The organism is Streptomyces inhibens, assembly GCF_003389455.1.
In the GTDB taxonomy this organism is placed as follows: domain Bacteria; phylum Actinomycetota; class Actinomycetes; order Streptomycetales; family Streptomycetaceae; genus Streptomyces; species Streptomyces inhibens.
In genome coordinates this window covers 81,789-95,169 of sequence record NZ_QUAC01000011.1, presented here as the reverse complement: position 1 = coordinate 95,169, position 13,381 = coordinate 81,789, and the positions used below count along the sequence as shown (strand labels likewise).

Sequence of the window (13,381 nt, the reverse complement as noted above, 5' to 3'; positions counted from 1 at the left end):
CGCAACCTTACTCGCCATCCGACGACTCGGGACTGTCAGGGGCCGTCGCGGGACCCCTGCCCGCGGCGTGGTGGCGGGAGTCATCACCCAAGATCTCACCGCGCCGCTTCTTGAGATCGTTGATATGTTTCCGCATTTCCGCGGAACCGCTGCCGTCGTCCGGATGCGGCAGCGTGTGCGTCGTCGGCACTTTGCCGAAGACGCGGTACATCAGGGCCGCGCAGCCCTTCTGCGCACAAGGGGCACGTTCCGTGTAGACCTCGACGAGACGAATCCGCTGGCCGTCGGGGAGCGTGGACTGCATGTGCTGCAGATACTCGACCGCGGCCCGCTCGGAGTGCTTCGACTTGCCCGTCCATGGCTGGTCGTCGGACTTGGTGACATTTCCGCTGGTGCCGAAGCTGCGCGCCAGCATCACATATTCCTTCGAGTCCGGCTCTACGACGTACCGGAATGCCGCGTAGTTCGCGGACGGCGACATACCGAAATTGTTCTTTCCGGTGTGCTGGTCCGCGGCGGAACCAGGCACCGCGTACTGCTGGAAGTAGCCATGGTCCAGCCTCGCCCGCTCGACCATGCGGCCCAGGTCGCTGTCGTCCCAGTCCTGCGGCTGGGAGTCGACCAGCTTCTGCGCCTCGGCCGCGGTGAACTTCGCATCGTCCGGTTCATCGCGGATCAGGCCGTCGTATTCATCGTCCTTGTCGCTGCCCTCGTCGCTGTCTTCGCCCTTTTCGTCGTCCTTGCCCTCGCCCTTTTCGTCGTTGTCGTCGTCCTGCTTCTCGTCCTTACCCTCGTCGCTCTCCTTCTGGTCCTTGTCGTTGTCCTTGGTGTCCTGTGCGTTGTCCTTTGTCTTGTCCTGTGTGTTGTCCTTCTCGCCCGGCTGTTTGTCGTTCTCAGTGCCTGCGGGGTCGGCGGGCGGCCGGCGCTCTCCATCCGGATCGTCCTGGTTGTGCGGGGCGTCGGGCATCTCGACGTCCGAGTGGTCGGCGGGATCCGACTTGTTGTCCCGCCGCGGCCGTTTCTTGTCGTCCCCCTCGTCGATTTCCATGTCCTCGGGGGATCGCTCACGCTTCTTCCCGTCGCCGGACCCCGCCGGCTCGGCGGCCGGCCGCCGGTCGCTCTCGTTGCCCGGCTTCTGTGTGGAGCTGTCGCCGTTGACCGGGCGGCGGTTGGGGTCGAGGGGGATGGCGTGGACGCCGTTGGAGCCGTCGTGCAGGGGCTTGTCGCTGCGTTTGCCGGTTTGGGCGTCGACGTAGGTGATTTTGCCGTTGTGGTTGACGACGTTCCAGGCGTGGGCGCGGCCGTTGCGGTCCTGGGTGACGATGACGGCTTGTGAGCCGTGGCCGGAGTTGCGGAGGTCGTTTTCGAGGCGGTTGAAGGCGTCGCGGCCGTTGCCGTAGTCGTTGAAGCGTGCGCCGAGGGTGTTTTCGATGCGGTCGCGGCCGTTGTTCTCGCCGCGGTCGGAGGGGGTGCCGTCGGGGTTGGTGTCGGGGGTGCGGTGGGCGGCGGCGGTGGGGTTGCCGGAGTAGGTGTCGGCGGTGGCGAGGGCGGCGTCGACGCAGTTGTTGTTGCGGCCCGGTGCGTCGGAGCCCGGCTCGTTGATGGTGCCGACCCAGTTGCCGTCGTCCGGATCGGGATGCCGCTGGGGATCGCCGTTCTCGTCCTTGGGGACCGAGTCCTCGACGTGCTGTTGGTGCTCGTCGGTGGGCCCGTCGAGGCCGCCCGGATGGTCGCGGTTGCGGGTCTCGGAGGCGGGGGTCGGGTCGGCGTCGGAATTGGCGTCGGTGTCCGAGTCGGAATCGGGCTTGGTGTCGGTGTCGGTGTCGGTGTCGGAGTCGGGTTTGGCGTCCGAGTCGGAGTCGGGTTTGGCGTCGGTGTTGTCGGTGTTGGAGCCGGGCTCGGGCTTGGCGTCCGAGTCGGGGTTGGTGTCGGGGGTGGGGTTGTCCGCGTGGTCGGTCGGGCGGTCGTCGGGGCGGGTGTCCGCCTGGGTGGGACGGTCGCTGTCGGGGCGCTCGCTGTCCGGGCGGTTGTTGTTCGGGCGCTCGCCGTCTGTGCCCTCGTTGTCCCGGCGGTTGTTGTCCGGGCGGTTGTTGGGCTCGGAGTTCGAGGGGGTGTCCTGGCGCTGCGGGGTGTCGGTGCGCGGCTCGGACGGGGGGCGTTGCTGAGGCGGCTGGTTGTTCTGCGACGGCTGCTGGCGCGGGTCCGGGCGGTTGGTGTCGGGTTGCGGCAGACGGGGGTCGGGGCGCCCGTTCTGAGGGGTGGTGGGGCGCGGGTTGTAGGCAGGGCGGTCCTGGGTGCGCTGCGGGGAGGCGTCCTGGATGGGCCGGGAGCCGTCGGGACGCCGGTTGGGCGAGCCGGGGCCGGTGCCCTGGGGTGTGCCGCCGCGTGGTGGGGCGGTGGTGGGTGTGTGGGCGCCGCCGCCCTGGGCGGGCACGGTGGGTGCGCCCATGATCGGGCCCGCGCCCTGCGGGGTGTTCTGGGGCGACTGCTGCGGGGTGGTGGGCGTGTTGGTGCCGGGGTCCGCGGTGTGCTGGGTGGGCGGCGGCGCGGTGAGGGTGTCGGCGGACTGGGTGCTGACGGTGGTGTCGTCGTCGCCGTGCGTCGGATCGCGGTGCGGCATCGACGGGCCGGAGGCGGGGGAGTGCTGCGACGGAGCGCCCTGGGAGGGCATGCTCACGTGCGGGGTGGCGGGGCGGCCGCCCGCCCCGGACTGGGAGTTGTCCCCGTTGTTGCTGCCGTTACTGCCATTGCTGCTGCTGTTGCCGTCGCTGCCGCTGTTGGAGGTATGGCTGCCGTCGCCCGGAGGGTTGCCGGCCACCGGGTCGGGAGAGGACGACGGCTGCGAAGCCTGGGGCGCGTCCGAACGCGAAGGGCCGTCGGAGAAAGGCGAGTTGGGCTGGTTCGCGGACGACTGGTCGGGGCTCGGGGCGGCGGAATGGTCCGGGGCCGGGCCCGCGTCAGGTGTCGGAGCCGCGTCCGGATGCGGGGAGGGGCCAGGCGTGGGCTGCGTACCGATCGAGTCCGGGTCGGAGTGCGGCCGGGCCGAGTCCGGGGTCGTGTCGGGCGTCGGCCGGGTGCTGACCGGGTCGGGGTCCGGGCGGGCGGAGTCCGGGGTGTTGTCGGGGGTGGGGTGGGTGCTGACGGGGTCGGAGTCGGGGCGTGCCGCGTCGGGGCGGGCGGAGTCCGGGGTGTTGTCGGGGGTCGGCTGAGTGCTGACCGGGTCGGAGTCGGGGCGTGCCGCGTCGGGGCGGGCGGAGTCCGGGGTGTTGTCAGGGGTGGGCTGGGTGCTCGCCGAGTCCGCGTCCGGGCGGGAGGTGTCCGGGGTGGTGCCCCCGGAGTCGGGAGTGGAACCCGAGCCTGGGGAAGTTCCTGAGTCCGGGGAGGTTCCCGAGCCCGGGGAGGTTCCTGAGTCGGGGGAGGTTCCCGAGTCCGGTGTGTGTCCGGAGTCGGGGGTGTGGGAGGCCCCGTACGGGTTGTCGTTGCCGCCCTGGTAGCCGGCGTCGAAGGGAGAGCGCTGGTCCGGGGGCGGGAGCGGCTGCGACTGGGGGGTGTTGCGGTTGCCGTCCTGGCCCGGGCCGGAGCTGTCGGGGGTGGTGGACGGGTTGCTGCCGCCTGAGCCTGTGTGCGTAGAACCTGAATCGCCGGGCGAGTGGCCGGAGTTGGAGCCGCCACCGGATCCGGATCCAGACCCGCTACCGCCGCCGGATCCACTTCCGCCGGACGAGCCGCTACCGCCACCGGCACCGCTGCCGGCGCCCGTGCCCGTACCGCCCGCACCGCCGCTGGACTCACCGGACCCGGACCCGGACCCGGACCCGGAGCCGGAGCCGGCCCCTGACCCGGACCCGGATCCCGACCCACTGCCCGAGCCACCACCGTCGGAGCCGCTACCGGAGCCACTCCCAGAACCGCTCCCGGAGCCACTGCCGCTCCCCGACCCGCTGTCGGATCCACTCCCGGACCCGCTGTCGGATCCACTCCCGGACCCGCTCGATTCATTCGAGCCGCTGCTCTCTCCGCCGCCCCCGTCCCCGCCGCCGTGTTCGCCCCCGCCCCGTCCCGCGGCGTGATCCAGGCCGCTGCGGGCGTGGTGGCCCGCCCTGCCACCCGCGCCGTCGCGGAGCGATTCGGCGAAGGTCTGGCCGGAGTTCTTGGCCGCGTCAAGGCCCGCCTCGGCGCCGGTTTTGACGCTGCGGCCGACGTCGAAGCCCTGCTGGGCCCCGAAGTTCATGTTCACGCCCTGGGCGATGGCGTCGGAGATCATGGCCTCCAGCGCGGAGACGGCGGGCTCCTTGACCGTCTCGACGATCGCCTCGACCAGCGCCTCACGCGCTTCCTTGAGGATGCGCCGGACGATCAGGCGGGTGGCTTGGGTGGCGGCGGCGGCGCCGATCTCGGACAGGCCAAAGGTGAAGGGCGCGGCTGCCTGGGCCGCGATGATCTCCGCGGCGAGGATGGCCAATTGGGCGATCACCGCGACTTTCATCCCGACGATGACCACGGAGCCGGCGTCCAGGGCGAAGGCGATGAGCTCGGCGGCGCTACGGGCGTCGTCGAGGTAGCCGGAGCCGTTGCCGGAGTACTTCTCCCAGGTCTTGCTGAAGCTCTCGATGCTCTCGCCGGAGTTGGCCGACAGGACGTTCCCGGCGGCGGAGACGCCTTCGGACTGCAACTGCTCTACGGCGTTGGCGAACTCCCGCCAGGCGTCGGCGGACTCGTTCATTTTGTCCTCGTCGCCCGTCGGCCAGTCATAGCCGAGCATCTCAAGGACCCACTCGAGCCAGTCCGGCAGCATGAGCGACATGGCGGCAATCCCCCGTAGGACAGCGAAGCGATCGGTCGAGAGCCTGATGTGGCATCAGGGGCTGGTTCAACAGGTCGTCACGTTCTGTACTGAGTAGGTCAAAGTCTAGTCAGCGCAACGGAGTTGCCTCAGGGCGTTCTCTGTCACAGTGTCGTCACCGATAGGGAAGGGGAACGGGCCAATCCCCCCAATCCCTACCCAACTGCCGTCATGTTGCGTCGGGGTTGGTCCGGTCCGGCCCTGCCGGCCGCCCTGCTGTCACGGCCGCGCCGCTCTCACCTGCTGCGCGGCCCTCGCCACCGCGCCACTCTCGCCACTGCGTCACTCTCCACCGCTACGCAGCCCCGGTGCGGTGACGGCGGTGACGGCGGGAGCGCAGCGCCAAGATCCACGGCAGCTTGATCGGAGGGCTCGCCGGAAGCCGCTGGCAAGCGGCAGTGCCCGACTTGGCGTACCCCGGTTTTCGGGCCCGGAATGCCGTGGGCCGGCGACGCAGGCGGAGAGTCCGGGCATGCGTCGGCTACGCGCAATTAGAGGTAATATTTTCGACAAATTTAGCACAATTCGACAACTCTCCGCGGGCAGAGCAACATGTGCTTGTGGGAGGTGCACAGATGATCGCGAGCCTCAGGTATTGGGCGGCGCGGCCGGTCGGCGGGCGCCGGGGGCGACCCCTCCGCGGTCGACAGCCATGAGCTCAAATGACTTCATTTTCTCTTGGCTACCGGCGAGTAGCTGGCCGTCAGTGCACATCGCCCTTCTCGGCGGTTTCGACCTCGTGGTCGGCGATGTCCCGGTGACGGTCCCGGTCGGCTCGAAGCGACTTCTTGCGTTTATCGCGCTCAACGGCCGTGCCGCTGCCCCTCGGTCCCTGGTCGCCGGGAGCCTTTGGCCCGAAGCATCCGAGCAGTGTGCGTACGCGAACCTGCGGTCGGCACTGTCGCGCCTGCGCGGCATCGGCAGGAAGGCCCTGGAGGTCTGCCCTACCGAGGTGCGCCTCGCGCGGGAGGTCACCGTCGACCTGTACCGCGCCCGGTCGCTGGCCCAGCGCATACTCGACCCCCATGTCCCGGCCGAGGACCTCAGGCTCAACGCGGCGACCGTCGACCAGCTCTCCGACGACCTGCTGCCCGGCTGGTACGACGAGTGGGCATTGCCGGAGGCGGAGCAGTGGCAGCAGCTTCGACTCCACGCCCTGGAATCACTGGCGGGAGCTTTCATCGACGCGAAGCAGTTCGCCGGGGCGGTGGCGGCCGCCCACGCGGCCGTACAGGCGAATCCGCTGCGGGAGAGCAGCCAGGCCTTGCTGATCCGCGCCTACCTGGCGGAAGGAAACCCGTCCGAGGCGCTGGACGGCTTCGAACGCTACGCGCACCGTCTCCGCGACGAGCTCGGACTTCGCCCCACCCCGCGGCTGCGCCAACTGGTGGACGGACTGCAGTGGCCGCACTCCAGCCGGTGACAAATTCCCGCTGGCGGGGAGGGTACGGCCAGATCCCTTTCGGTGTTGTGAGCATCCAGTCGTCCAGTTCATCCAGTTCATCGAGTCATCCAGTATTGAATCGGTGAGGCTCGGCACACCGAAGTCAAAGTGGTTGATGAAGGCTGCTGTTGGCGTGCCCACCGCTTGGCGCGCCGGGGCACGCCACCACAACGCCGCCTGGTCGACCGCGACCGCGCTCGCCGTTCGCCCACGGGTCTGGCTGCAACTCCTCGCGCTGGACGGCGAACTCGTTGCCGTGACGTGAAGCGCGACCCCGGGGCCGGGCGCTCCGGCGGCTTCGGCGCTTTCGTCGTCCGCAGCCTCATCGCCACGGACCGCTCGGTCAACCATTCGGCTCAATAGAGTGTCTGTACGGCAATGAGTGTATTTATTCTGATTTGGCAGCGGTGATCCGCTCAATGACCAGGTGATCCGCCAGCGAATCCGCTGAATGTCCGAGACCCGTGATCGAGGGAGCATTGTGGAGCCACGCGAGGCCTCGGACGAGATCGGCCTGGACAGGGCCGACGAAGGCGAGGCGCCCAGAGAGTCCGGAGCCGTCCGCGCGCTGCCGCCCGCGCCGAACGGGTCCTGGTCGCTGCTGTCGCGGATCGTGATCGCGGGGACCATCGCGGTGATGGCGATCGGTGTCACGCTCCACCTGGTCCTGGTTTTCCTGTACGTCGCCCCGCCGAACGCCATCAGCAAGCAGTTTGGCGGGCTGGTCGACGGCTACGTCTATCCGGAGTTCGATCAGAACTGGCAGCTGTTCGCCCCGAACCCGCTCCAGCTGAACATCGCTGTGAATGCGCGCGCCGAGGTCGAGCTCCCCGACGGCTCCAGGCGCCTGACGGGCTGGGTGGGCCTGACCGCCCAGGACATCCGCGCGATCAGGGACAATCCCGCGCCCAGCCATGCGCACCAGAACATGCTGCGCCAGGCCTGGGACTTCTACAACAGGACGCACGATGCCAAGGGGAGAGCGGTCGGCCTGCGCGGCGAGCTCTCCGAGGCCTACGTGCGGCGGATCGCGGCACATCGGCTCGGACCGCGGCGCGACGGCGGCCAGGTGGTCAAGGTGCAGATCTACGCGAGGAACACCCCGATTCCCCCGCCGAAGTGGAGTGACCAGCGCGAGAACACCCAGACGGGCTACCAGGTGCTTCCGTGGTGGCCGGTCTCCAAGGAGGAGTTCCAGTGAGCGTCGAGAAGGACATCGCCCGGGCGCCCTCACCCTTCAAGGGCTTGACCACGAAGCTCGATGCGGGGATCGCCAGGGGTCTGAACAAGATCACAGGTGCGGCGCTCGCGCCTTACCAGGCCGCAGTCGTCCGGATCGGCTTTGCGCTGACCTTCGCGCTCTACCTCATCCGCGAGTGGCCGCACCGGCTGGAGCTGTACGGCACCACCAGCCCGTGGGGATTCGACCTCGCCCATCGCCTTACCGCCTCGAACCACGCGTTCACGGTGCTGCTGTGGTCGAACGACAGGCTGTGGTTCGAGCTGGTCTACCACGGGGTGATCGCCGCGAGCCTGCTGCTGCTCCTGGGGTGGCACACCCGCACGATGTCGTTGCTGTTCATGATCGGGGTGTTGTCGCTCCTGAATCGCAACGTCCTCCTGGGGGACGGCGGCGACACTCTCGTACACCTGATCTCTAGCTACCTGGTGCTGACGCGGTGCGGGCAGGTGTGGTCGCTGGACGCGCGGCGGCGGGAGCGCGCGGCGGCGCTGAGTGGCGATGGCGGCGATCGGGTGAGCGTGGCCCTGTGGGCGTGCTCCGGCGCGGGTCTCGCGATTGCACAAGTGACCGGATTCGCGAAGATCCCGTGGGGTTGGGTACTGATCCTCTGGGGGCTGTGGTTGATCCAGGCGCTGTGGTTCTTGGCGTGGCGGAGTCGTTACTCCGAGTTGCGGTCGCTGTTGAACGTCATCGCCAACCTCGTCCACAACGCGGCGATGCTGGTGATCGCCGCCCAGGTGTGCCTGCTCTACGCCACGGCCGGCTGGTACAAGGTTCAGGGCCCGCGCTGGCAGGACGGAACCGCCCTGCACTACCCGCTTCATCTGGACTACTTCAGCCCGTGGACCTCGCTGTCCCAGGTGCTCGACAGCCGCTCACTGGTGGTCACGATGATCACCTACGGCACCGTGATCGCGCAGGTCGCCTTCCCCTTCACCCTCCTCAACCGCCGAGTGAAGAACGTGCTGCTCGCGGTCCTGATGACCGAACACGCAACGATCGCAGTGATCTGCGGCCTGCCGTTCTTCTCGCTGGCGATGATCGTCGCGGATATGGTCTTCCTGCCGACGAACTTCCTGCGCTGGATCGGGTCGAGGGCGTCGGCCGCGCGGAGCCGCGTCACCGGGCGACTACGCCGCAGCAAGGACCCACAGGCTGCCGAAGCGAAGGCCGGAGTGTGACCACCTGACGCTCAGGGCCGTGTCGTCGCCGAAGGGGTGCCGCGACAGCAGGCCCGGATCGTCATCTGTAGGAAACGATCTGTAGGAAACGTCGAATGTCCCTCCGGCGGAATCGGGCCCGTGCTGGGAACGAACCGCCGGAGGGACCATGCGTTCGGGGCATGGGCCGAGAGCGCTGCAAAGCGCGTGGCTTGCCTCGCCTCAGCCGATGGTGGCGCCGGTGCTGGTGGCACCGGTGGTGCCGCCGCCTCCGCCTCCGCCGATGGTGGCGCCGGTGGTGGTGGCGCCCGTGGTGCCGCCTCCGCCTCCGCCGATGGTGGCGCCGGTGCTGGTTGCACCTGTTGTGCCGCCTCCGCCTCCACCGATCGTGGCGCCAGTCGTGGTGGCACCGGTGGTGCCGCCTCCGCCTCCGCCGATGGTCGCGCCGGTGCTGGTGGCACCTGTTGTGCCGCCTCCGCCTCCACCGATCGTGGCGCCAGTCGTGGTGGCACCGGTGGTGCCGCCTCCGCCTCCGCCGATGGTCGCGCCGGTGCTGGTGGCACCTGTTGTGCCGCCTCCGCCTCCACCGATCGTGGCGCCAGTCGTGGTGGCACCGGTGGTGCCGCCTCCGCCTCCGCCGATCGTGGCGCCAGTCGTGGTGGCACCGGTGGCGCCGCCTCCGCCTCCGCCGCTCGTGGCGCCGGTCGTGGTGGCGCCCGTGGTGCCGCCTCCGCCTCCACCGATCGTGGCGCCAGTCGTGGTGGCACCGGTGGTGCCGCCTCCGCCTCCGCCGATGGTCGCGCCGGTGGTGGTGGCACCGGTGGTGCCGCCTCCGCCTCCGCCGATCGTGGCGCCGGTCGTGGTCGCACCTGTCGTGCCGCCTCCGCCTCCACCGATCGTGGCGCCCGTGGTGGTGGCGCCGGTGGTGCTGCTGGCGCCGGTCGTTGTAGTGGTGGCGCCGGTGGTGGTGGCGCCGGTGGTGCTGCTGGCGCCGGTTGTCGTAGTGGTGGCGCCGGTGGTGGTGGCACCTGTGGTGCCGCCTCCGCCTCCGCCGATGGTGGCGCCGGTGGTGGTGGCGCCCGTGGTTCCACCGCGACCCCGAAGCCTGCATCCCACCGGGAACGCGACGAGCTTGCCGTTCACGACGCGGAACTTGCAGATCACCTGCGGTGCCCTGTTCGACGTTTCTGTCGAAGCCTTTGTCGCCTTTGCAGCCTTTGTTGTCTGAGATGGTGTCTCAGCGCTCATCGCGCCTATCGCGCCCACCGTTCCGGTGAGCGTCACGGCCAGGAAAGACGCACCGACCACGTGGGGTATGCGCTTCCGGATATTCCTCGTCATGATGCCTCCTCTTGAGTGGATAGCCGTGGCTACCTCCATCAGCGTGGGAGGTCGGCCATGACGGCGGCGTTGATCCGGCGTGACCCTCGCGTGACGCCGCCCGGTACCGGGCGGCCCGGGGAGCCGACATCTCGTGCAGCCGGTCCGTCTCCGGCGAGCTGATCCATCCCTCGAACCGATCGCGCTCGACCAGGTCGATTCGGTGCGGCAATCAGCAGGAGGAAGCCGGAGCAAGAAGCTGTCCCCGCCCCCGCTCACCCCGCCGCGCGACGCCGGAGGGCCGGAGCCAGGGACAGCTGGCACAGGGCCGCGACGAGGGACAAGGCGGCGCAGGACAGCCAGAGGGTCGTGGAGCCGATGACAAGGAGGCGGGTGCCGGCGATCGGTGCGATGAGGAAGCCGGTGCCCCAGGCCATGCCGATCAGGCCGTTGTAGCGGCCACGGAGATGGGCGGGAGCGAGGTCGGCGACGACGGCAGCGGTGACGGCGAAGACGAGGATCTCGCCGAGCGTCGACACCGCGACGGCGAGGCCGTACACGGCGGCCGCCGACGCGGCGGCCGCCACGGCGTTGCCGCAGGCCGCGATGGCGAACCCGGTGGCGAGCACCCGGCTCTTGTCGAAATCGGCCAGCCGGTGGCCGATCAGCGGCTGCATCGCGATGACGACGATGCCGTTGACGCCCATGACGATTCCGTAGGCGCTGCTGGACAGGGTGGTGTCCTTCATGGCCAGGGGGAGGGTGGCGAACGCCTGCTGGAAGACGATCGCGTAGAGGACGATGATGCCGGCGAACGCCAGCATGGTGCGGTCGCGCACGACGGTGCGGTAGCTGCCGGCCGTACGTTCGCGGGCGGCCGGGCGGGTTTCGGGGATGGCCAGCCATACCAGGACCCCGAAGAATGTGCAGGCCCCCGCGTCCAGCCAGAACAGCAGTTGATAACCGTGTGACGCGAGGTAGCCGCCCAGCACCATGGCGACCGAGAACCCGAGGTTGACGGCCCAGAGCAGCAGGCCGTAGGCGCGGGTCCGGTCGGCGGCCGGGACCGCGTCGGCGACCAGCGCCTGGGCGGCGGGGCGGAAGAGGTCGATGGTGATGCCGAGCACGAAGCAGGCCAGGACGAGCACGGTGAGGCTCCGGGCGTGGCCGAGCGTGAGCAGGGTCGCGCCGTTCGCCAGCATCCCGCAGGTCAGCGCCGTTCGGCGGCCGAAACGGTCGGCGAGGAATCCGCCGAGCGGCTGGGAGATCACCGAGCCGATACCGACGACGGCGAGAACGAGCCCGGTGTCGCCGATCGAGACACCTCTGACTCCGGTCAGATACAGGCTCAGGAACGGATTGACCATCGAGCCCAGGCGATTGACCAGGGAACCGCCCCACAGCACCCAGAACGCGCCGGGTAGTCCGCCCGCCCGCACCCGTACATAAGCGCGCAGCCGGCCGTGGCGTTGCGGGCCGGCCTTCGGACCGGGCGCGTCGATTCTGCTCAAGGCTCTCTCCTACGGGTCGGTCAGTGCCCGCAGCCGCGGAGCATGGACGGCGGCTGCGGCTGCGGCTGCGGCTGCGGCGTCGGGGGCCGGTGCGGGTCCGGTGCGGGGTCCGGCTGCGCAGCCCCTGCCGGGTCCGTCCGCGCCCCGTCCGCCTCTGCCAGGTCCGTCTGCGCCCCCTCCGCCAGCGCCGCCCGGTCGACCTTGCCGTTCGAGGTCGTGGGCAGGCTGTCCCGCCACCGGATGTCCTGCGGAACCATGTACGGGGGCAGCGTCCGCGCGCAGAAGTCGCGGAGGTCGGCGGCGTCCGCGGTGGCGTGTTGCGCCGCGAGGACGACGAAGGCGGTCAGTTGCAGGCCGGCTCCGCCGGGCCGGGGCAGGGCCATCGCGGTCGCGGCGGTGGCGCCGGGGAACTCCGTCAACCGCCGCTCCACCTCGCCCAGTTCGACGCGGTTGCCGTTGATCTGCACCTGGGAATCGGTCCGGCCGCAGAAGTAGAACTCACCCTTCTCCCCCTGTACGGCGAGGTCTCCGGTGCGCAGGACGTACTGACCGGACTGCGGGCACAGCGGGTCGGGGACCAGTGCCGCCCGGGTGGCCTCCGGGTCGTCCCAGTACCCGGAGAAGAGCGCGGGGCTGCGCAGATGGATCTCGCCGGGCACACCGGGCCGGTCGACGACCTCGCCGGCCTCGTCGATGAGGAGCATTTCCGCGCCCGGGTGGGCGACCCCGATGGAGAGCCGCTCCACGGTCTCGGGGAGCGGGTGGGGTACGTCCTCGAAGGAGCAGGCCATCGACTCGGTGGCGCCGTAGCAGTTGATGATGCGGGCGTGCGGCAGCAGTTGCCGGAGCCGGCGCAGTTCGGGCAGCGGGAACTCCTCGCCGCAGAAGAGGACGCCGCGCAGCCGGTCGAGGGCCGCCAGCCGCTCGGGCTCGTAGCGCAGCGTCTGCCGCCAGATCGACGGTACGCCGTTGACCTGGGTGGCTCCGGTCTCCCGCAGCACCCGCAGCAGATGCCGGGGCCAGCGCACCAGGCCCTGCGGGACCGGCACCACGGCGGCCCCGCTGCCCAGCGCCAGACCGATGTTGAGCAGCGAGAAGTCGAACTGCAGGGGCGAGGTGCTGGCGATGCGGTCCTCGGGCGTGGCGATGCGGTGCGCCAGCATGCCCCGGTAGAACGCCACCACCGCCCGATGGCTCATCACCACGCCCTTGGGCCGGCCGGTGGTGCCGGAGGTGAAGATGATGTACGCGGGGTCGGTGACACACGGCACCCGGCGCCGGGGCCGGCGGTGTGCGGGGGCGCGTGTGACGGTCAGCCCGGCCGGTCCGAAGCGGGCGGTGCCGACCGGGCGGGGTATGTCCTCGCGTGTGCCGTCCGCGGCCTGAAGGTGGAGGGCCGGGCGGGCCGTGGTGAGGATGGACACCAGCCGCTGCTGCGGCACTTCAGGGCTCACCGGGACGAAGGCGAGGCCCGCTCGGGAGCAGGCGAGCAGCATCGCGAGGGAGGGGGCAGTGGTGTCGGACTCCAGGATCACCCGGGCGCCGGTCTCGATGCCGAGCGCGTCGAGGTCGGACGCGTAGGTGTCCACCAGGGCGCTGAGTTCCGCGTAGGTGGTCACGGTGGTCCGGCCGGCCTGTGCGGACTCGATGACGGCGGGCGCGTCAGGGGTGTGCCGTGCGCTGTCGAGCAGGAAATCATGGAGGAATTCCCCGCCGGAATCGGCCGGGGCGGGCGGCTGCTGGCTCACGTGGCAAAGACCCCTCGTGGTGTTCGAGATCGGCGATCCGGGGCGGGCCGGGGGGAGTTCGCGGTCCTACGGCTCCTGGGTGCCGTGCGCGGAGGCTGCCCTGGATGGGCGC

8 protein-coding genes are annotated in these 13,381 nt (G+C 70.1%); 4 read left to right on the top strand and 4 right to left on the bottom strand.

Annotated features, from left to right (window positions below; all coding sequences use genetic code 11):
* Positions 1 to 7: 7 nt before the first annotated feature.
* On the bottom strand, positions 8 to 4,804 hold the full coding sequence (locus DY245_RS01550) for a toxin glutamine deamidase domain-containing protein (RefSeq protein ID WP_128502563.1): 4,797 nt from the start codon (positions 4,802 to 4,804) through the stop codon (positions 8 to 10).
* A 745-nt stretch (positions 4,805 to 5,549) separates the two neighbouring features.
* On the opposite strand from DY245_RS01550, the gene DY245_RS01545 reads away from it, so the two are divergent.
* The 4 genes from DY245_RS01545 (at position 5,550) to DY245_RS01535 (ending at position 8,711) form a co-directional block, all read left to right on the top strand.
* Positions 5,550 to 6,266: an AfsR/SARP family transcriptional regulator gene (locus tag DY245_RS01545; RefSeq protein ID WP_244942758.1), complete on the top strand. Its 717-nt coding sequence runs from the start codon at positions 5,550 to 5,552 to the stop codon at positions 6,264 to 6,266.
* A gap of 154 nt (positions 6,267 to 6,420) precedes the next feature.
* On the top strand, positions 6,421 to 6,552 hold the full coding sequence (locus DY245_RS47435) for a hypothetical protein (protein ID WP_280524939.1): 132 nt from the start codon (positions 6,421 to 6,423) through the stop codon (positions 6,550 to 6,552).
* A gap of 216 nt (positions 6,553 to 6,768) precedes the next feature.
* Positions 6,769 to 7,488, top strand: a complete 720-nt coding sequence (locus DY245_RS01540) for a DUF5819 family protein (protein ID WP_244942757.1) — start codon at positions 6,769 to 6,771, stop codon at positions 7,486 to 7,488.
* Positions 7,485 to 8,711: an HTTM domain-containing protein gene (locus DY245_RS01535; RefSeq protein WP_128502559.1), complete on the top strand. Its 1,227-nt coding sequence runs from the start codon at positions 7,485 to 7,487 to the stop codon at positions 8,709 to 8,711. The genes DY245_RS01540 and DY245_RS01535 overlap by 4 nt, the downstream gene beginning before the upstream one ends.
* Positions 8,712 to 8,912: 201 nt before the next feature.
* Here the strand turns inward: DY245_RS01535 and DY245_RS01530 are convergent, their stop codons facing one another.
* The 3 genes from DY245_RS01530 to DY245_RS01520 form a co-directional block, all read right to left on the bottom strand.
* Positions 8,913 to 9,833 carry a hypothetical protein gene (locus DY245_RS01530; RefSeq protein ID WP_128502558.1) on the bottom strand — a complete coding sequence of 307 codons (921 nt, stop codon included), beginning with the start codon at positions 9,831 to 9,833 and terminating at the stop codon, positions 8,913 to 8,915.
* Between the two features lie 452 nt (positions 9,834 to 10,285).
* Positions 10,286 to 11,521 (bottom strand): MDR family MFS transporter, encoded by a 1,236-nt coding sequence (locus DY245_RS01525; RefSeq protein ID WP_128502557.1) that lies wholly within the window; start codon positions 11,519 to 11,521, stop codon positions 10,286 to 10,288.
* 20 nt (positions 11,522 to 11,541) lie between these two features.
* Positions 11,542 to 13,269, bottom strand: coding sequence for an AMP-binding protein (locus tag DY245_RS01520; RefSeq protein WP_128502556.1), 1,728 nt, complete (start codon positions 13,267 to 13,269; stop codon positions 11,542 to 11,544).
* Between the last annotated feature and the right edge of the window lie 112 nt (positions 13,270 to 13,381).

Coding starts and splice junctions, on each gene's coding strand:
- DY245_RS01550 (WP_128502563.1), bottom strand. CDS start 4,804: ATGTCGCTCATGCTGCCGGACTGGCTCGAGTGGGTCCTTGAGATGCTC.